This window comes from Paenibacillus profundus (assembly GCF_021369635.1).
Taxonomy (GTDB): domain Bacteria; phylum Bacillota; class Bacilli; order Paenibacillales; family Paenibacillaceae; genus Paenibacillus_B; species Paenibacillus_B profundus.
The window spans coordinates 1,425-21,154 of sequence record NZ_JAJNBZ010000011.1 but is presented as its reverse complement, the minus strand read 5'-3'; the positions used below and the strand labels follow the sequence as shown (position 1 = coordinate 21,154).

Genomic DNA, 19,730 nt, shown 5'->3' with positions numbered 1-19,730 from the left:
GAACCTCAATGAAACCGATAGTAAGAGAACATATTCAGCAGTTGGACGTGTCGCTTGGCGGGGGAATCGTCAGCGATAAGATTCGGGTCGAGACAATTGACAATCCGATTCTCATTATCGGGCTTGGCGGCACTGGAATCGACGCGCTGCTGCGCTTGAAATATCAGATTAACCGCCGCTTCAAGCTGCCGGAAGACCCGATTTCGAAGAAAAAGCGCGAGAAGCCGGACAACGTGGAGTTTCTGGCGTTCGAGACGAATGAACAGGATCGCAACAAAAAATATAGGGGGATCGGCCTCGATCCGCTCAACGAATTCGTGCTGCTATCGAATGCGGAAATCGGCGGATTGCTGCAGAACCGCAGCATTTTGGAGCCGTACATTACCGAATGGCTGTCGCCCGAGCTGAGCATCACCGACGGCATGAACGGCGCGGCGGGCGTGCGCCAGGCGGGGCGGCTGCTGCTGTTCACGAAGATCAATCAAGTCGTGCAGGCGATTGATAAAAAAATCAAAACGCTATCCGTCGGCACGAACAAGAAGCTGATGGTGTTCCTGCTGTCCGGCTTGTCCGGCGGCACGGGAAGCGGCTGCTTCCTGGACATCTCGTACATCGTGCGAGGCATCATTGAGCGCGATCACGGCTCCGCAGGCATCGATCGCGTCAATACGCTCGGTTACTTGTTCACGCCGGATGTGAACTTGGCGAACAAGAGCTTGAGCGAGCATACGCGCGAATATGTCAAGAAGAACGGCTATGCCGCGCTCAAAGAGCTCGATTATTGGATGAATGTCGATAGCCGCAGCGAACGGTTCCAGCAGAAGTACGGCAACATTTTGACTGTCAATTCGCCGCTGCCGCCGTTCAATCTATGCCATCTCATCTCGGCAACGAATACCGAAGGCAAGCTGCTGGAGAACGCTTATGATTATTGCATGAACGTAACGGCGGAGAACATTACGAACTTCATGGCGAGCGAGGAGAAGGAGTCCGGCGAAGAGTTCGCGATTCACGACTATATCAGCAACATCCGCACGAACATCGCCCAGATGAACAAGGCTTATCCGGCTAACTACGAGTACAACATTATCGGAGCTTCCTCGGCGGTGCTGCCGATTGAAGAGATGACGACGTATCTCGGCTACCGCTTGTTCGACAAGATGGAGAAGATGTTCGAGAAGGCGCCGAGCCAAGAGGATGTTGAGAAGTTCGCGCGCAAGCTGGGCATTGATCTCGACACAATGGTGAAGACGTTCGAATCGCGTGTTCCCGAGCCGCTTCCGGGTTATGAGAACAGCGAGCGCTTAAGCTATCACAATGTCATCAAAATGCAAGTCGTCAACATGGATACTGAGCTGGAACAGAGCTTTCTGGCACGGGTCCGTGAAGAATATATTAAGGCGAAGAAGCAATTGCCGGGTGAGATTGTCGGTCAATTCACGGACCAGATTCGCAGAATGTTCCTTCATCCAGAGCAGGGGCCCTTTTATGTATCGCGCCTCATCTACACGGAGAAAGGCTTCTGTCTCTTGAAGATGCTGCTCTCCTATATCGAGACGCTGCGCGAGAATCTGCACCGGATCCCGCGTGATATTGAGTCAGCGCAGGAGCAGGCGAACGATAGACTTGGCGACGCGAAGAGCGCGTTTATCTCCAAAGACAAAAAGAAGAACAACTACATCGAGGCCAAAATTAACGAATACTGGCTGCATGCCGATGTGGAGCGCACGGAGCAGATGATCGAATTTTACGAGGATCTGTACGAGCTGCTGAACCATGAGAACAACCGCATTTATAGCGTATTTACCGAAATTTTGAACGCGTTGAACTCTATTTTCGAGAAGAATGGTGACATCCTGATCAATGGCGAGGAGCAGGCCGATCATAAAGGCAACCGCACTTACTACTGGAATATTGTCAGCGTGCCGGACATTTCGAAGGTGATCAGCAACATTATGGAGCAGAGGGAAGTGGACGATCTGATCCGCGACTTCTCCATGGAGCTGTTGAACCACTCGAACCAATGGATTAAGGAGCAGGAGCTTGATATCGTCAGCTCGATTTCTGACTTCCTGTCGGACAAGTTCGGAGATTTGATTACGCAGTCGATGGAAGAGTTCCTGGTGATGAAGTTCGGCAACGAGGAGTCGATCGACAAGTTTGTCGAGCGCAGCATCGCAAGCAAGCTGGACGGAGAAGCGGTGCCGGTATTCCACTTGAGCAACAGCTCCGGCAATCTGCACTTCCCGCGCTGGGGCTTCGTGTCTGTCCCAGTGAAGGCGCCAAGTATTCTGAAGGGGATTCGCAACTACCAGAACAACGCGGTCGGCAAGTCCAACTTCACCGTGAAGGAGAGCGAAGTGAAGAATCGCATCTTCTGGCTGAATACGCACAACGGCGTGCCGCTCTTCGTGTATACGCCGCTGAAAGTATATGAAGAGAGCTATGAACGGACGATTCTCGACAAGGAGGGCATCGGCCGCCATCTTGTGCAGACCGATAAAGTGAACTGGACGTATTTGCCGTCACCGATTCCGGAGAAGTCGTGGGGCGATACCTACATGAACGCACGAGTCCAGAAGTACAATTCTCGTGTCCGTACGGAGTTCGACAAGGCGCTGCAGTTCAAGGTCATCGCCGAGAAAGGCATCGATCAGAACACGAGCAATCGCTATGCCGCCATTTTCACGAAGCCGTTTGACTTGAATGGCGTTCTGAACGGCTATGATCTGCAGCTTCAAGCAGCCAAGCCGAATCTGGGCGAGGTGAAGCGGGCTTATCTTGATCTGAAGCGCATGCTTGAGAATGGATTGGAGCAAGAGGGAGCCAAAGATATATTCGGCAGCATTAACGATGAGCTGGCGAAGGAAAATCTCATTCGCTCGCCTGAGCTTATTTTGCGTGTGCGCGAGGAGCTTGCCAAATACGACGCCATCCGTGCGAAGGCAGCCGAATTCGAGGAACTGATCGGGCAGCACCAAGATGAGGAGAAATGGCAGGACCAATTTATCGAAGCGCTCTATACCGGAACGATTTGTAAGAAGGGCGCGCTCTATGTCTATGACCGGGATGCCGAGGAGGAGGCTTGGGAGCCGTTCGCCAACTTGGTGAAGAGCCGTGATTATGTAGAGTTCGAGGTGTTCGAGAGCTTCCGCAAGCTGGATGAGAAGCACCGCAGCACGCTGCTGCGCAAGGCGGCCCGCCGCTCGGCGGAATTGACCGCTTCGGAGGATGTGACTTCGCTCTTGACGAAGCTGGATGACTTGTACGAGGCGTTCCTGGAAGCGCGCGAACGCTTGGAGTATGAGAAGATCGAATTGACGAACGGCGAAGATGCGTATCAATTTTATAAGCAGCTGACAACGAAGCTTAACGCGATTCGCAGAAAGTTGAAATAAGCGGATGAACGAATACTTGGAACGGTTCGCATCCGAATATGCGATAGCAGAAGAAAGGCTAACCGGCAAAGGAGACGACCAGAGCAGCATCCATTATCCGACGGTTTTCTTGTTTATCGGAGACAAGACGGCGGATGCGATTGAACCGATGATCCGGATTAATGAACGCAAGTGGGACAATAGTGCCGGTGTCATGTATGTGCATGCCGTGTCGCGGGATGGTGATGCTGTGAACTCAGGTTCAGCAGATGCACCCGGCTACGACACGTTGGCTGATAGAGGAGCTGCGCGTTCCAACGATTTTCACCGCGAGAACGCGAATCATCGGCAGGTTACCCGCCTCGTGCTCCCAGTCTGCGCAGACAAAGGGAAAGAAAAAGGGAAGACGATGCGTAAAGAGGTATACCAGCAGTTGTACAAGGATGAAGGTAACCTGTTCGAGCTGAACCGCTCTTTGCGTCAGGTTAGTCACAATATAGCCGAGTATGGTCGATTGTACGCCTCGTTCGATCGGATCCATCTTGCTGTCATTACGCGGGTCGATGACCCGCTTAATGTGTTCATTCCAGAAATTACGCTGCTTGCCGAATCCATCTTCAGCCAATCTTTCAAGTCGGTGCAGATGGATTTGTATGCGCTCATTAGCGAACGCGAGCAGGTTGAGGCATTCGGATATACAAGCTCTGTGGGCGTCGCGTTTCTGCGCGAGCTAGATTACATGCAGAGCGCGGATTACACGTTCTCAGCCCGCTTGCACGTGACGGAAGACGGCATCTCGATTCCGGTTACGCATTCCACCTCGCCATTGTTCGATCTCGTGTACGTGCTGTCGGACAAAAATGAACGCGGCATTTCGTCTTTCCATGACATGGACGACAATTACGAAATGATATGCCATATGAATTTGTTGAAAAACCGCAGGCTAAAGGACTCGAGTCAAGATTTCAACATTAGCGGCTATAACAACACGTCCTTCAAAAATAACATTATGACCGAGTCCGGCCGCCAAGGCTATGTATCAGCTGGCTTCTCCAGGGTTAAGCGCCCGAATCAATCCATTGCGCTAGCCGTGCTGTACCATTTCTATCGGGAGCTGGTCTTGCGGATGGAGGGCGGACCGGATTGGAGCGCGGCGGAGAAGCTGGCCTTCTTCGGGCTGGATCCGAATGCGATGGCTGCCCGCGTGGCTCGCGCCTTGCCCGATGAGAGCAGAATCAGCGATATGAACGGCATCATGACTCACGATGTGAGCTTCGGTCAACTAAAGCGGATGTCGCTGCGGGAGGCGGAGTCCGCTTTGTTCGGAAGCGGCTGCCATGTTTATTTTCAGGACAACTATGTGAAGGAAGCAGAGAAATACATGCTGCAGTTGAATACGGCGGAAGAGCTGAACCGTATTATTCAGAAGCAGATGTCCGAATATGCACAGGTCGGATTCCATCAAGTGTACGAGTGGACGAATGAAGCCAATGAGGCGGGGAGCGTATGGAAGGATCTGCGTGCCCGCATTCGTGATCTGGCGCGAGCGCTCGATTCGGCGCGTGCCGAGCTGGAACAAGTGTATCAGGAGCGAGTGGAGGGACAGTCGTTCCAGCGCTTGCCTTTGATGGACAAGCACAATGTGCGCAGCTTCGTGCGCAGCTTCTTCGATGCCATATACCGCAGGAAGCTGGAGCTCTTGCGGATGGAGACGGAGCTTCAGTTGTATCGGCGGTATGAGGCAGAGCTGGAGCGGCTGCATGCGGTCTATAGGCATCAGGTACAGCAGTTGAACAAGCTGGAGCATACGCTGCGGGAAGCCGCGCTGGACAGCATTCGCCATGCTGACGATTATATAGGTCAGAACATTATGGAGTATTACGAGCGAGTCACCGCAACGATTATGCAGGACATCGAAGCCAAGCGGGGCCAAGGCGTCTTCTTCGAAGAGCGGTATATGGGCAGCATTGCTCATCTGCTGGGGTCGGGAATGGAAGCTTTCACTGCAAGGCTGATTGAAGTATGCAGACAGCACATTTTGACTGCCGAGCCGTTCCAGCAGACGTTCGAGGAAGAACTGCTGCGGCGGGCCAACGTGACGATCGATTACAGCAACCGGGAGGTGCTGTCGAAGGACGAGCTGTTCAAGAAGCTGTATCGAACGTTAGAGGAACATGCAGGGATTAACATTCGCCTGCTGGACTATACGCACGAACACCGCTATGAAGAGAAATACTTCTTCGGCGACGCTGCAAGCGAATTTATTGGTTATGCGCTAAGCGCAGACGATACGTCCCGCATATACAAGCTCGGCTGTGTGCATGAGAAACGAAGCAGCGGCGTCGAGAAGCTGAACATTATGGGCGGTTTCCACATCGAGGATATGATGTATTACCGGAACGGCAAAGTGTACTATGAAGGCTACATTCAGAACGGATATGAGTTCCACGGCATTGATCCCGGGCTGCTGCCGGAGCTTAGGTGAGCGGGCCAGTCGGGCTAACGTGGTGTCAGACTGAACAAGGCCAGGCGAACCGATGTGATGTCAGACGGGCTAACGGGACATCAATCCGATTCGCACTCGCACTGCCTTGTTCAACCTATAACTTCTAAATTCCATAGGAAAGGAGGCAAACCATATGAATCGCAAAGTAAACTTGCTAATGCTGCTGTTCAGCTTGATCGGTGGCGCGGTCGGCTTTGCTTTCGGTGAATGGCTGCTGCACAGCCTGCTCGGCGAGTGGCCGAATATCATCGTCGTCGGCCTCTATTTCGGTATCATTGCCTTTTTCATCGGTCTGTTCTGCTTAATCGCCGAGATGATATCCCCCCGCTTGAACGGTTCATCCTGGCGGCAGCGATACACAGGCGCTTCCTGGAAGCTGCTCGTTCCGGCGACATTGGTCATGCTGTTCGTGGCTGGACTGGCGCTGGAATTCGTATATCAGCTGGATATCGGCGGCTCTAAGCCGGTCAAAGACATTGCGCTCGTCATTGATCATTCCGGAAGCATGCAGCAGAACGATCCGCACAATAAAAGGTATGAAGCCGCGAAGCGTATGATTGATGAGATGGACAGTGACAAGCGCGTTGCGGTTATCGCTTTTGACGATAGAGCCGAGCTGCTGCAGCCGTTCGTGCTAGTGAAAGGCCAAGCGGAGAAAGACGCCATATATGCCAAGATGGATGCTATCGATTCATTGGGAGGCGGGACGGATATTGGACTGTCTCTCTCCGAGACGATGAAGCAGATTAAGGACAACGAGGACACGGGACGAGGCACGATGGTTGTGCTGCTGTCGGATGGTGTAAGTGATTTGAATACAGGCCAAGCGCTGGCGGAGTATCAGCAGCGGAACATTGCGGTGAACACGATTGGACTCAATCTTGTTAACGGGGACGGTGCGATCCTGCTGAAGGAGATCGCAAGCCTTACCGGCGGACAATATTATGATGTTACAAAAGCAGACGAGTTGTCGTTTGTATTCAATACGATTTATAGCACCATCGGAGACCGGACATTAATTACGGAACGAACAGGTCCGGTGAAGGACAGCAGCTACTACATGATACTGCGCCTTGTGGCGCTGACCCTTATCGGGGCGGCGATCGGTCTGGCATTGGGCTTGGTGTTCGACAACCGCTACTTGGCGAGAAGCTTCGCCATCGGTGGAGCGGCAGCAGGTCTCATAGCCGGCGCATTGCTGGAGACAGGACTAACCGGACGCCCATTCACCGATGGCTTGTGCCGCCTGCTCGCCGACCTTGTGCTCGCGGGCGTTATCTCGTTATTCACCCTGATCGTGCCGGTGAAGGAGAGTTATGTGCCGCGTGAAGAGCGTCACCGGCCGGGCTCGGCTGGACGCGCCGCGGACGGCTTGGCGGAGCGGAAGCAGGACAGCCGCAGCAGAGGATTCTAGTCGCGAGGAGGCCGATTACAGATGCAGTATATCGATGCGGATTCAACGACTCCAGTCATCCGCGGATTAAGTCATAGCGTTGATGAAGACCGCTGCACGCTGCGGTGGCTGTGGCCTGACGGCGTTCAGGCCGTATACATTCACAAGACCAATGCGGATGAGCGGATGAATGAACAGCCGCCCACCGCTGGCCTGAAGCTGTATACCAAAGATGAATATAAAGCGAATAACGGCTATTACGATCGGATTGAAGGAATAGGGCGGCTCGTATATACGGTGTACGCTTGTGTCATGACAAGCGGCGAGACGCGGCTCATCCTGCAGCCGGATGGCGAGAACCGCATCGTGATGAGCACGGGCAAAGCTAACATTTATTTCACAATCCGTCAGAAGAGCGGGTTGTTCAAAAAGTACAAGACGGTGCAAATTCAAGTGACGGCAGAGGTTCCGGTCGCCCAAGATGTGCTGTGCTATGTGAAAAAGCAAGGCGGATACCCCGCCAACAAAGAGGATGGGACCGTGTATCCATTCGTCGAGTCATTTGCCCCAGGGAGGAATGTGCTGCCTGTTATTGAGATTGGCAAGGATGACTACATCCGATTATTTTTCACCGACGGCCGCCTATACGGGCAATTGTATGAGTTGATACCGGAATAAGGAGGGCAAGAACATGGGGATTTTTGATTTTTTTAAGAAGAAGCCGCAGGCGGCGCCCAGACCGCTATTCTACGATATCGTATGTCCGTACTGCTTCAGCAAGTTCTCGCCGGAGGACGCCGTATTCCGTGCGGCTCATCATCGGGAGGATGATGAGAACTACGCGCTGCAGGAAGACGAGAAGCTGAACAAATACCGGGAACGCTTCGGCCTGGACACAGTGTATGACATGGAGGCGGTCATCGATCCGCGCGATATCCCAGAGGAGCATCATATTCGTTCGGATCATGTGCTGATCGGTCTGAACGACCGTTACGGTGTCGTTACGCGGAGAAGGCTGTGCCCGCATTGCCACAATGAGCTGCCGGTGACGGCAGGTAAAGTGCCGAGCAACATCATTTCGATTATCGGCGCATCCCAAGTAGGCAAATCCGTGTACATGACTACCTTGATTCATACACTGCAGCATATGACGGCCGATCATTTCGATGCCGCATGTATGCCGCTGAACGCAGAGATTAGCCGCAAGTTCCGCACGATGTACGAAGAGCCGCTGTTCGAACGCGGGGATCTGCTCGCTTCGACGCAGAAGGAGAAGATGCAGGAGCCTTTTATTTTCCAATTCGTGTTCAAGGATGAAGCGAAGCCTCCGCTGACGCTGGTCTTTTTTGACGTCGCGGGCGAAGGTATGGTTGATCAGGATTATTTGGGACTGCACGGCCAGCACATTAAAAATTCCGCCGGCATTCTGTTCATGGTGGATCCGCTCCAAATCCGTTCGATTCGCGAGAAAATTCGCATTAAATATGGAGATACTTCAGGCGAATGGGTGCCTCAATACGACGAACCCCGCGACGTGGTGCTGACGATGTTCGGAGACTTCATCGCTTATGAGGACAAGAACAAGACGGACATTCCTACCGCGATTGTGCTTACGAAGAGTGACATGCTGCATTCGTTGAAGGACGAGGACGGCGAATACATTAAATCGAACAGCAACATTTTTAACAACATGGTTCACCGTAAACATTTGGATGTCACCGAATTCGAGAACATCGACGGCGAAATCCGGCGATTTATCGAGAAGGTAGACCGCCCGTTCAAAGGAACGATGGATGTGTATTTCTCCGATACCGCCTACTTCGCCGTGTCTGCACTCGGCAGCAATCCGGTCAATCAGAAGCTGCAGGGCGTTGTCAGTCCGATCCGCGTGGACGAGCCGTTCATTTGGCTCTTGTATAAATTGAATTACATCGAGGGGAGAGAACAGCTGTGACGCCTATGACTCCCACACCGATCCAGCAGCAGATGTACACACGAGAGCGGCGCGGGATATTTCGCTCTACGGAAGGCTATGACACGATTGCCAAGTCTGATGGGCTGGACCCTAGCTTTATTAAAAAGGTGCTGCATCCGTTCTGCGTCTATGACGCCCCGGCGGGGCTGACCGCACGCGGTGAGAAGGACGATGCCGCTTATCCGAAGGCAGTACACCTGTTTCATACGGACACAGGGCAGATGGTGCTCGGCTGCAGCGTCTATCAAGCGACTGATTTTACGGGATTGCGCAGCGCCTTCTTCTCTCATAACTATGTCATTCCTGCGGAGCGCGCGGCGGATACGGCCAGAGATTATGTCTCTTTACTGAATGCATCGTTTGCCGAAAGCTATGATATCGAGACAGGCATGACGCTTCCGGAATTAGAGCGCTTGCCCGTCGCAGCAGACCCGTCTCTTCCAGCTTCACCCGCAGCGCTGCTCGCAAGCCTCGGCATCGATGAGAAGCTGTTCAAGCAGCTGCTGTTCGCGATTATGTCTTCGGTTGCAACGAAGCGGAAGGTGTACGTTGCGCTGGATGTTCCCGTAGAGTCCATATCGGAGAACGCAGGGCAATTGCTTAGCTTGCTGTATGCCAGCCTGCCTTATGCGTACCGCAGCGTGCTTGGATTCATCACCTACGCGATGGAGCCGCAGAGCAAGAAGGGCATTCATCTTACCTTTGTCGAGCAAGGAAGCTTGCGTCCGAACGACCGCAATATCGACAAGGATTATACGTTCGATCTCGCTTCGCAGCGCGTCACGAATGTGGACATCGACTTTGCGAAGCAGCCTTATTTGAGCTTTGCTTGGTCGAATCTGGAACATCCGGATAGAGCGGACAGCTTCTACCAATTTGCCGAGCAAATGTTGGCGGATATGGACCCAAAGCGGCATACTGCTATAGCGAGTTATCATGAGCTTGCCGTGTTTTTTCAGATCGAAGAAGGCAATGACGCGTTGTATGATGCGAACAGAAGCATGGTGCTGCGGGCGATGCTTGAATATTTGTCTCCGGCGGGAGCGATTGCGGCCAAGGAGCGCCTAAATGACCTGTTCCTAGGCCGATTCAACCGTGAATTCGAGCAGGCGAAGCAGCGGCAGGTGCCGGATCTGTCCATTGTGAAATGCTTCAAGGAGTACAATGAGCTGGACGGCGCCAATATGGGCAACAATTTGATTGGTTATTTGATCTGCGCCATATATAATGCCGCGATGGAGAAGGGCAAGGAGCGGGTTGAATCATTCTATGGCTTGATTGAGAGCCAGCCGGAATTAAGCCGATCGTTCTTCGACACGGTGCTGCGAGGCGGCAAATCCAAAGAGCTGTTCGAGCCGTACATCCAGCATAAATTCCATGCCGCGCAGAAGGCGATTGACGTCGTGCAGCTGGCGCATCATTGGTCAAGTACGCATCCGCAAGTGCTGCGTGATGCTTATTTCATGGAGCTGGCTTCGACACAGTTGGTGGAGAAGCTGCGCCGGGAAGTGGAGCCGGTAGCGGCTGTGAACGAGGTGCTCGAGCGGATTGCGCGACTGCCGAGCGATGATTCCCGATCTTCGGGCGCAGACTATGCGATGTTTATGGAGCGGCTGTCTTATGCGGCGAACGTGTTCCTGCTGACCGATTTGGACTTGGAGCAGGTGCGGAAGGAGTCATTTTTACAAATTGATTTCTTGCAGCATCCGCATGAGGTGAAGCAGTGGGTTGCGCGCTTCAATCAGCAGGTGCAGTCTCAGGCGGCGGTAATGCTGTCCGCTTATCGCTGGTTCAGCGAACGGGACCCAGACGCAACGGTGTTCGACGATCTGTCGTTGACGGAAATGGATCGGGTGCAGCAGTTAGGCCGCAGCTGGCTGCAGAAGGATCTTGTGCCTGCTCAATTTGGCAGGCTGGTGCTTGCCTTCTACCGTGAAGCCGATAGGGCGTTGGCTGAATATGGGGCGCTGCTTCATTACTTGAATCAGCATGCTCCGGATAAGGAGACGGTGTACCAGTTCATGAACTGGTCCGAGAAGCATCCGCTCTTTGCCGGTTCGAGAAAGCTTATTCCTGCATATGCAACGGCGATTGTGTCGTACTTCAAAAAATATGATCGCGATGCGTTCAAGAAGCGCACCAATCGCCAATATTTTGCACAGGCTGGAACTGGGCTGCAAGCCGTATATGAGAAGGCGCGACTAGAGCTGTCTTCGCCGTTCATGAAGCTGATAAGACGGAACAGAAAGGCAAGCTTGTTTTCATTAGCGGCTGTCGTCGTTATTGGGGGGGCGCTGATTGGTCTGTTTGCCGCAGGGGTATTCGACAAGGACAAGCAGGCGTTGGCGGACAAGCCTGCAGAAGATGCGAAGACGCTGGGTGATGTACAGACTGCTGTGGATAAGCAGCCGGCGGTATTCGCGCGGGACGTAGAGGAAGACGTTGATGGCGTGAAAAAGCTGGCGACGGAGCTTGTGTTCGACTTCGGCACGGCTTCTGAGTGTACGGCGTTTCAGGCAAAGGCGATTATAGTGAAGCTTGATGACGGTACGGAACGGTCGTTCACGGATAAGCAGCTGCAGCATGCTTGCACGACCGCTGCCGGATCCGCAGAGACTTCGTCAGCGGGTGCGACCAGCGGTACATCAGATTCATCCTCCTCCGATACCGCCGCCGACTCCGACAATTCTGCTGAATCCGATAAGAGCGGGGACGGCAACAATGAGGATGGCGACGATTCTGCCGCAGATAAGAAGCGCGCAGACGCCGGGAATGGGGAAGTGAAGGATGGCGATAATGGTACAGAAGCGGCTAACGGTGCTCCCAATGCGGAAGGCAGCGACACTGCACCGGGCACAGATTCGAGTCAGTCGGCTGGTCAAGCGTCCGGCGAGCCGAAGTATCAAGTCGTAGTTCCATTGGGGGAGCAGCTTACGCTCGCGAACATCAATCAGGTCATCGTGGATGGAAAATTGATTCCATACATTGTGAAATAGGGGGGTTACCCCTATTTTACTGATCTGGATTTTACCGAAATGATGCCGCCAGAACCATATAATTTCTCAGAGATTTATAATATAATATGTCGATATGTATTTTTGCAGGTAGATATAGTAAAGATTGCAAAGGGGTTTAAATAGCATTGAATGTGAATTTAGAACCAACAAATCGACCGTTGCCTTCTTCTTCAACGAATGGCATCAATGTGCTAAAGCTGCTGTTTACACAGCTGAGACCGAAACAGTGGACCAAAAATTTACTTGTATTCGCGGCCCTGCTATTTTCTTTGAAAGCAGTCGATCTGTCAGCGTTCATCCGTTCGCTGGCAGCTTTTTTTCTGTTCAGTTTTGTGTCCGGGTGCGTCTACATCATTAATGATTATGCAGATAGGGAAGCCGACCGTATACATCCGGTCAAAAAAAACCGGCCTATGGCTTCCGGAGCTTTGAACCCTGCACTGGCATTATGGTTTGGCGGGGTACTGCTGGCTGCTTCGCTGGTTGCATCGTTCTTTATCAATCCGCTCCTGACTGTCCTGTTGGTTGTATATTTTACCTTAAATGTGTCGTATTCTTTCAAGTTAAAACATATGGTCATTCTGGACATCATGGTCATCGCTTCGGGCTTTGTCCTGCGCGCTATTGCGGGGGGCCTGGCCATTTACGTCCATCTAACGCCGTGGTTTTTGTTATGCACGATGCTGCTATCCCTATTTCTTGCTATTGGGAAACGGCGCCATGAGTTGTTTTTGCTAGAGGATCAAAAAGGCTCTCACCGGAAAGTGCTCGAAAACTATTCCTTTGCGCTGCTTGATCAGCTGACTGGTATTGTCGCTACGGCGACGATTATCAGCTACTCGCTATTTACTTTTACAGCTGGACGCACTATCTATCTCATGTGGACAATACCGTTGGTCATCTATGGTATTTTCAGATATTTGTACCTTGTTCATATAGAGAATAAAGGCGGGGCGCCTGATCGGATGCTGCTAGAGGACAAACATATCCTGGTAACCGTCATTTTATATGTGATCAGCGTTGTGGCTATTTTGCTCCTGTTTGAGTAAGGAGTAAGGGGGTTGATATGAATATGCCAACAAAAATGGCATTTTTCGATATAGATAAAACGATTACTCGGCACGATTCCATGCTATTGTTCGTCAAGTACGGCATCGCGAAAAAACCGAAGGCTATGATTCATTTATTCTCAATTGCATGGAATCTATTGCTTTACAAGCTGAGAAGGATACCTGCCGATAAAGCAAAACAGGCATTTTTTCATGCGATTGCGTACATGGACGAGGCCGATTTAGAAGCTTTTTATGATGATATTCTCGTCAAAGATATGTACCAGGACGCTGTGGCTGAATTAAAGAGAAAGAAAGCGCAAGGCTTCCATGTACTGCTCGTCACGGCTTCCCCCCATGCATATATGAAATATTTCACTAAACTGGGCTGTGTCGATGACATCATCGGGACCCGGCTTGAAATGCGGGGCGGCCGCTATACCCGAAAGATTCAGGGAGTTAACTGCAAAGGGGAAGAAAAGGCGGTGCGGATTCAAGAATACTTGAATCGGCATCAACTTGCCATTGATTATGAGGCGTCGTGCGCTTATTCGGACTGCATGAGTGATTTGCCCATGTTCAAGCTTGTCGGAAATGGTTACTTGATTCACAGTAATAAAGGTCAAAGTGAAGGGCTGGAGGAAAAAAGATGGAGCTCATGAATTCTCGGCACATGGGGAAGGTGCTGATGATCATTTCGGCTTTTTGCACAGCAACAGGACAACTGTTCTGGAAATGGGGAGTGCACCAGCTGATTTATCTTGGAGTAGGATTTGTGTTCTATGGCATCGGTGCACTGCTCATGATTAAGTCCCTCTCGCTGGAAAAGCTGTCCGTCGCTTATCCGCTCATGTCCAGCAGCTATATTTTTGCGCTCATCTATGGCGGCTTGCTCTTGAACGAAACCGTCAATCTGCAAAAGGGGATCGCCGTTCTGTTGCTGATGATCGGAGTGGCGTTGATAAGCTATGAGAAGTGAATGGTTATGGGGCCTGCTTGTATTGATGACGTTATTCGGCTCGGCCGGAAGCGCGTGCTTCAAGATGTTTTCCCTGCGTAAAAAAAAGTGGATTCTGCTCATCGGATTTCTTCTTTATGGAATTGGAGCGCTGCTCAATATATATTTGCTGCGATTTCTTCCATACACGGTTGTCCTCCCAGCTAACGCGTTGACCTATATTTGGACGATGTATCTGGCAAAAGCATTATTCAAAGAAACGATCGGAATATATAAGATGGCAGGCATTGCTTTTATTTTTGCCGGTTTGCTGCTGCTCGTGTGGTGATGGAGACCGGGCCATCTGAATTAAATGGAGGAAAATGATCATGGGGTTTTGGAGAACCGTGTTTTCCGTAAAGCGAGATAACCGGAAAGCACTGCTGCTGCTTTTGTTTTTTTTCATATTTTATATAGCTATGAATATTCCTTTTTTGACGTATATGGAACAAAATAAAGCCGTTTTAAATCAGATCAGTCCTTTTTACGGAGCGCCTTTTACGCTCAATTTGTTCAATTTCGACCCTTCTCTTTATTATGCGCCGCAGTCTTCTGTGATCCACCCGCTGCTTAATTACTTGTCAACACCGCTGAAGCAGCTTGCCGGGCTAACCTTTGGCAACGCTCTCTTTCTCGGTATTCAAAGTATGGTTAATGCGCTCGGTGTTGTCATCATTTATTATTATTTGCGCAAAAATAACTGTGGCAATGTATTAGCTTTGGGAACGGCAGCATTCTATGGAGCCAGCTCTTATAATATATTTACAGCTCTGATTCCGGATTCCTATCCCTATGCCGTATTTGTCATTCTGCTCACATTATTGTACTGCCAATATTGCAGGCTGAATGATAGGCTGGATACGCTGCCCGCAGCATTGCTGTTATTTCTTAATTTTGGCATCACGGTTACCAATGTAGTTACAGCAGCAGGAGCTTTGTTCTTCAGCACGCTGGGCAAGGGCAAACAGTTATTGTCCAAGTGGATAAGGATAGCCATCGTATCTTTATTGCTTGTCGCTCTCTTTACGATGCTGCAATTCTTTGTTTTTCCCGGTAACTCTTGGATTACGACATGGCAGCAAAATATACAAGCTGGTGGTTTTAGCTACGTCGCTCCGTTTTCACTGCAGCATCATTGGAAAGCAATATACACCATGATTGAGAGCCCCATTGTCACACCCAATCTTGTTATGATTAGTGACTCCATTATGGCTTTTGTCACTAACATGTCCGATCCTTTTCCGCTGTACGGTCACCTAATAGGGGCGGTTATCATCGGGTTGACACTGCTGGCTCTAGTGAGAGGATATGCTTCCAAAGAGGTTCGCTCGCTAGCTGTATTCCCCTTATTTGCTCTGCTGCTGCATATTGTCATTGGTTTTGGGCTGGGCGCATTTGAATATGATATGTATTTGTACGCCGGTCATTATCTGTTTGCCTTTTTCCTGCTGAGCGCGTGGTTTGTTCACAGCCTGCGGGGCAAAGCTCGCAGCATTCTCACAGGGGTCATTGTCATCTGTGCGCTAATTACGTTCACCAGTAATATTGTCGGCCACATGAAAGCGTTGGATAGCGTGAAGCAAATCTATCATGAAGCGGTACCTTCTGGGAAATCCGTAGAGTAAATGGCCTACGTCATGATAAGATGGTGAACAGAATGTAATACTATTGTAAAGGAAGTACGGCAAGTGAATAAAATGTATGAAATCAAGTTGGAATCAAGGCGCTTCCTGCTGCCAACGGTGGTGGTTACGTCATTGCTGTTGCTAGCGAAATTATCTATTCTCCGCTTTTTCTATTTTGGAGAAATCACGGCAAGCGGATTGCTGAAGGATACGGTGTCCCTGCTCGTGATTATGAGCTTGCTGGAGATCGCGTTGCCTCGTAAAGCAAAGAGCACCGTATTTTGGGCGTTTAATGTCGTTTTTTCGCTCATTCTTTTTGCAGCTACTTTGTATCAGATTCATTTTAACTCGGTGCCGACGTATACGGCGTTTGGAGAATTGGGGCAGGTACCTCAGATCCAATCCAGCATTCGTCCACTGATCAAACCCTTACACTTTCTGTTTTTTGGAGATTTTGTGATTGCTGCGATCATCGGGGGGATTCGCTTCTCCGGCCGCCGTCGGGACTTTCACATTCAGACTTCGGGTATAGCATTTGGCTCCTCGCGGGTCATCGGATACAGATGGAAGGTTGCTACTGCCTTCATTTTGGTGCTCTGCATCGGTTTTTCAATGCTTTTCATTCATAATGGAGAAGCCATTGATAATGAACTTGTGAAGGCTGAGAATCTCGGATTTTTGAATTTTCAGGTGGCTACCGCTATTAAAAATAAAAGAGAGAATGATTTGATTGCCAATGGAAATATGCAGCTGACGATAGCACAAGTGAATTCGCTGCAATCGACCTACCCGTATCAGGAAGACAGCTCACGAGCAGCAAATCCTGCCTATTTCGGTTCAGCCAAAAACATGAACTTAATTATTGTGCAAATGGAAGCATTTCAGAACTTCCCTATTCATTTAAAATTTGAGCAGCAGGAAATTACACCTGTACTGAACAGCCTTGCCAAAGAAAGCTATTATTTCCCGTTCTTTTATCAGCAAATCGGCCAAGGCAATACGTCGGATGCGGAGTTCTTGTCCAACACTTCCATCTACCCGACGGGGAAGGTTGCCATGTCAACGGGTTTTGGAAACAGACAGCTGCCGAGTCTGCCGCGTCTCCTGCATGAACATGAATATCAATCGGCAACCTTTCATATCAACGATGTTCAGTTTTGGAGCCGTGATTTATTGTACCCGGGACTTGCTTTTGATCATTACTATGATAAGCCTTTTTATAACAATGACTTTTTTAATGACTTCGGCGCTTCGGATGAAGAGATGTACCGAGTCGGTATCGAGAAGCTGGTCGAGACGTCCAGCAACGGCAAGCCAATCTATGCCCAGTTCGTTACGACGTCCAGCCATGCCCCGTTTGTCATTCCGGAAGATCGCCGGAGATTGAACGTCCCAGCAGATATGAAAGGAACGCAGCTGGGCAATTATTTGGAAGCTATCAACTATACCGATTACGCGCTTGGCCAATTCATTGAACAATTGAAAGAAAAAGGGCTCTGGGATAATACGATGCTTGTTGTCTATGGAGATCACTCCGGAGTCAACCCGAAAGAGACGGATGGGAAGGAAATTACGTCTCGGCTGGGCATTCCTTACGATAATCTGGTCAGTCGCTTTAACATCCCTCTCTTCATTCACGTTCCGGGCCAAGGCGAAGGCAAGGTCGTTGAACGAATAGGCGGACAGATTGATATATTGCCGACTGTAGCCAATCTGATGGGAATATCGCTGAAGGAGCAACAGTTCACTGCGTTTGGACGAGATTTGTTGAACACGGATAACAACGTTATTGGGATGCGATATTATCTGCCCACAGGCTCCTTTTTCAATAACGATGTATTATTTGTTCCAGGTGAAGGCTTTGACGATGGAACGGCCATTTCTTTAAAGACGCTCCAACCTGTACAAGTTCAGAGTTCATACCGCAAGGACTATGATTATATAATGTCACTGATGAAATTATCGGACGAATACGTTCAACTTTTGCCAAAACGATAAGAACGAATGAACTGCGCCGAGTCGGCAGCAACCTCGGCTTTTCAGACAAGTCGATGTGGTGTACTCTAAAGGAAGAATCGGATACCTACTTTATTGAAAAAGGAGATACGATCTTACCATGGCATACTTTGCAGCAATACTGGAAATGAAGGATGCATCCAAAAACCAGACGTTTCGCCAACAGCATTTGGATTACTTGGACAATCTGAAGGAGCAGGGCAAGCTATTTGCCAAAGGTCCATTCGGTGACGGTTCGGGCGGTATGGTCGTATATATCGCCGACTCGATGGAGGAAGCTCGGCAGATTGCGGAGAACGATCCGTACGTGGTGGAAGGCGTAAGACAACTCAACTTGCGAGAGTGGAAAATTTAAAAGTACGGAACGTTAGCAACATAGAAACAAAAGCAACAAAAGCATCAAAAGTATCAAAAGCAACAAAAGCATCAAAAGCAACAAAAGCATCAAAAGTATCAAAAGCAACAAAAGCATCAAAAGTATCAAAAGCAACAAAAGCATCAAAAGCATCAAAAGTATCAAAAGTATCAAAAGTAACAAAAGTAACAAAAGCTACGGAGTAAAAAAACCGCTCCTGCCCTGGAGGCTCAACATGATGGATGAAATGAACCGATTGACGGATAACGGCATAGAAAACATAGAACAAGATGGCGATGTCATCGACGGGCTGGATAATTTGCTGCTGCTGGATCGGACGAATGATCTTGCGGAAGAGGATGCGCTCTATCCGTTCGCGCTTGATGAGCTGTTATGTAGACATGTGGGCATGGGCGGTGCGCCGTTGTGTCATCTATGGCGCCATCCCCGTGCCTTCGTCATGGGGCAGCGCGATAGCCGCCTGCCCGGAGCCGGGGAAGCGCAGCGCTGGCTACATTCGCTTGGGTACTCGACCGGCGTGCGCAATACCGGCGGCGCGGCTGTGCCGCTCGACCTAGGCGTCGTCAACATTTCTCTCATCCTGCCGAAGCATGAGCGGGGAGACAAGCATTTTCACAGCGACTTCGAGCGGATGTACCACCTGATTCAGCTTGCGCTCCGCGAGACCGGCTGTCGGGTGGACAAGGGCGAAGTCGAAGGTGCCTATTGCCCGGGCGACTTCGATCTCAGCATTGGCGGCCGCAAGTTCTGCGGCATTGCCCAGAGGAGGCAAGCGCACGCGTATATCGTGCAGGCGTTCGTTATCGCCGCAGGCTCAGGACGGGAGAGCACGCAGCTGGTGCGCGCGTTTTATGAGCGAGCGGCCGCCGGAGCGGAACGACTGGATCACCCCGTCGTTACAGAGGAGAGCACGGCCAGCTTGGAGGAATCGGCCGGACTTGGTTCCGGGGCGGCCGAGGTGTTCACGGAGGCGGTGAAGCGCGTCATTCGCGCTCGGCAGACGGCGCAAGGATTGACCGAAGCCGCAGCCAAGCTGTGGCTGCCAGAGCCAGATCAGGTGCAGGAGACGATGGAATTGTTCCAGCGCCGGTATGGGATTGCGCCGTAGGCTGGTCTGTGGCAACAATTCGCAAAAATGTTAATAAGGGATGGGATAATTATATCCGGTCCCTTGTTTGCATATAACACATATAACAACCATTACAGCAATCTCATTTGAATCATTAGTAGAGAATATGACATCATTCGCTCCTTTGCGTCACTCTTTCCTTCCATCAGGAGATATATTTGGCCTGCATCCTAGTGTGTTAATTTCCCCTTCCTTGAGAAGGGGTTCTCGTTCACTCCTTTGCGTCACTCTTTCCTTCCATCAGGAGATATATTTGGCCTGCATCCTAGT

15 protein-coding genes are annotated in these 19,730 nt (G+C 50.6%); all 15 read left to right on the top strand.

Annotated elements, in window-relative coordinates:
* Nucleotides 1–8: 8 nt before the first annotated feature.
* The 15 genes from LQV63_RS14690 (at nucleotide 9) to LQV63_RS14620 (ending at nucleotide 19,439) form a co-directional block, all read left to right on the top strand.
* Complete coding sequence (locus LQV63_RS14690; protein WP_233697281.1) at nucleotides 9–3,398, top strand: tubulin-like doman-containing protein; 3,390 nt, start codon at nucleotides 9–11, stop codon at nucleotides 3,396–3,398.
* A 4-nt stretch (nucleotides 3,399–3,402) separates the two neighbouring features.
* The gene (locus tag LQV63_RS14685; protein WP_233697280.1) at nucleotides 3,403–5,862 is read left to right on the top strand and encodes a transcription initiation factor TFIID; all 2,460 of its coding nucleotides are present in this window, start codon (nucleotides 3,403–3,405) and stop codon (nucleotides 5,860–5,862) included.
* A gap of 154 nt (nucleotides 5,863–6,016) precedes the next feature.
* A complete protein-coding gene (locus tag LQV63_RS14680; RefSeq protein ID WP_233697279.1) occupies nucleotides 6,017–7,297 on the top strand; it encodes a vWA domain-containing protein in 1,281 nt (426 codons plus the stop codon).
* 21 nt (nucleotides 7,298–7,318) lie between these two features.
* Nucleotides 7,319–7,954 carry a beta-mannanase gene (locus LQV63_RS14675; RefSeq protein ID WP_233697278.1) on the top strand — a complete coding sequence of 212 codons (636 nt, stop codon included), beginning with the start codon at nucleotides 7,319–7,321 and terminating at the stop codon, nucleotides 7,952–7,954.
* Between the two features lie 13 nt (nucleotides 7,955–7,967).
* The gene (locus LQV63_RS14670; protein WP_019422336.1) at nucleotides 7,968–9,230 is read left to right on the top strand and encodes a hypothetical protein; all 1,263 of its coding nucleotides are present in this window, start codon (nucleotides 7,968–7,970) and stop codon (nucleotides 9,228–9,230) included.
* 5 nt (nucleotides 9,231–9,235) lie between these two features.
* Nucleotides 9,236–12,247, top strand: coding sequence for a GAP1-N2 domain-containing protein (locus tag LQV63_RS14665; protein WP_233697367.1), 3,012 nt, complete (start codon nucleotides 9,236–9,238; stop codon nucleotides 12,245–12,247).
* 179 nt (nucleotides 12,248–12,426) lie between these two features.
* Nucleotides 12,427–13,317: a decaprenyl-phosphate phosphoribosyltransferase gene (locus LQV63_RS14660; protein WP_233697366.1), complete on the top strand. Its 891-nt coding sequence runs from the start codon at nucleotides 12,427–12,429 to the stop codon at nucleotides 13,315–13,317.
* A gap of 23 nt (nucleotides 13,318–13,340) precedes the next feature.
* Nucleotides 13,341–13,979 (top strand): HAD family hydrolase, encoded by a 639-nt coding sequence (locus LQV63_RS14655; protein ID WP_233697277.1) that lies wholly within the window; start codon nucleotides 13,341–13,343, stop codon nucleotides 13,977–13,979.
* Nucleotides 13,967–14,296: an EamA family transporter gene (locus LQV63_RS14650; RefSeq protein WP_233697276.1), complete on the top strand. Its 330-nt coding sequence runs from the start codon at nucleotides 13,967–13,969 to the stop codon at nucleotides 14,294–14,296. The genes LQV63_RS14655 and LQV63_RS14650 overlap by 13 nt, the downstream gene beginning before the upstream one ends.
* On the top strand, nucleotides 14,286–14,603 hold the full coding sequence (locus LQV63_RS14645; protein ID WP_233697275.1) for an EamA family transporter: 318 nt from the start codon (nucleotides 14,286–14,288) through the stop codon (nucleotides 14,601–14,603). Before LQV63_RS14650 ends, LQV63_RS14645 begins: the two co-directional genes overlap by 11 nt.
* A 40-nt stretch (nucleotides 14,604–14,643) precedes the next feature.
* Nucleotides 14,644–15,939, top strand: a complete 1,296-nt coding sequence (locus LQV63_RS14640) for a DUF6080 domain-containing protein (protein WP_233697274.1) — start codon at nucleotides 14,644–14,646, stop codon at nucleotides 15,937–15,939.
* Between the two features lie 72 nt (nucleotides 15,940–16,011).
* Nucleotides 16,012–17,937: an LTA synthase family protein gene (locus tag LQV63_RS14635; RefSeq protein ID WP_233697365.1), complete on the top strand. Its 1,926-nt coding sequence runs from the start codon at nucleotides 16,012–16,014 to the stop codon at nucleotides 17,935–17,937.
* Nucleotides 17,938–18,055: 118 nt separating this feature from the next.
* Entirely contained in the window at nucleotides 18,056–18,310 is a 255-nt protein-coding gene (locus tag LQV63_RS14630) for a YciI family protein (RefSeq protein WP_233697273.1), read from the top strand.
* The gene (locus LQV63_RS14625; protein ID WP_233697272.1) at nucleotides 18,298–18,516 is read left to right on the top strand and encodes a hypothetical protein; all 219 of its coding nucleotides are present in this window, start codon (nucleotides 18,298–18,300) and stop codon (nucleotides 18,514–18,516) included. Before LQV63_RS14630 ends, LQV63_RS14625 begins: the two co-directional genes overlap by 13 nt.
* A 41-nt stretch (nucleotides 18,517–18,557) precedes the next feature.
* The gene (locus LQV63_RS14620) at nucleotides 18,558–19,439 is read left to right on the top strand and encodes a lipoate--protein ligase family protein (protein WP_407672926.1); all 882 of its coding nucleotides are present in this window, start codon (nucleotides 18,558–18,560) and stop codon (nucleotides 19,437–19,439) included.
* The last annotated feature ends 291 nt before the right edge of the window (nucleotides 19,440–19,730 follow it).

Bases quoted from the DNA above. Each gene is read 5' to 3' on its own strand.
- LQV63_RS14675 (WP_233697278.1), top strand. From the start codon at position 7,319: ATGCAGTATATCGATGCGGATTCAACGACTCCAGTCATCCGCGGATTA.
- LQV63_RS14645 (WP_233697275.1), top strand. From the start codon at position 14,286: ATGAGAAGTGAATGGTTATGGGGCCTGCTTGTATTGATGACGTTATTC.
- LQV63_RS14650 (WP_233697276.1), top strand. From the start codon at position 13,967: ATGGAGCTCATGAATTCTCGGCACATGGGGAAGGTGCTGATGATCATT.
- LQV63_RS14680 (WP_233697279.1), top strand. From the start codon at position 6,017: ATGAATCGCAAAGTAAACTTGCTAATGCTGCTGTTCAGCTTGATCGGT.
- LQV63_RS14685 (WP_233697280.1), top strand. From the start codon at position 3,403: ATGAACGAATACTTGGAACGGTTCGCATCCGAATATGCGATAGCAGAA.
- LQV63_RS14630 (WP_233697273.1), top strand. From the start codon at position 18,056: ATGGCATACTTTGCAGCAATACTGGAAATGAAGGATGCATCCAAAAAC.
- LQV63_RS14655 (WP_233697277.1), top strand. From the start codon at position 13,341: ATGCCAACAAAAATGGCATTTTTCGATATAGATAAAACGATTACTCGG.
- LQV63_RS14640 (WP_233697274.1), top strand. From the start codon at position 14,644: ATGGGGTTTTGGAGAACCGTGTTTTCCGTAAAGCGAGATAACCGGAAA.
- LQV63_RS14620 (WP_407672926.1), top strand. From the start codon at position 18,558: ATGAACCGATTGACGGATAACGGCATAGAAAACATAGAACAAGATGGC.
- LQV63_RS14635 (WP_233697365.1), top strand. From the start codon at position 16,012: ATGTATGAAATCAAGTTGGAATCAAGGCGCTTCCTGCTGCCAACGGTG.
- LQV63_RS14670 (WP_019422336.1), top strand. From the start codon at position 7,968: ATGGGGATTTTTGATTTTTTTAAGAAGAAGCCGCAGGCGGCGCCCAGA.
- LQV63_RS14690 (WP_233697281.1), top strand. From the start codon at position 9: ATGAAACCGATAGTAAGAGAACATATTCAGCAGTTGGACGTGTCGCTT.
- LQV63_RS14665 (WP_233697367.1), top strand. From the start codon at position 9,236: ATGACTCCCACACCGATCCAGCAGCAGATGTACACACGAGAGCGGCGC.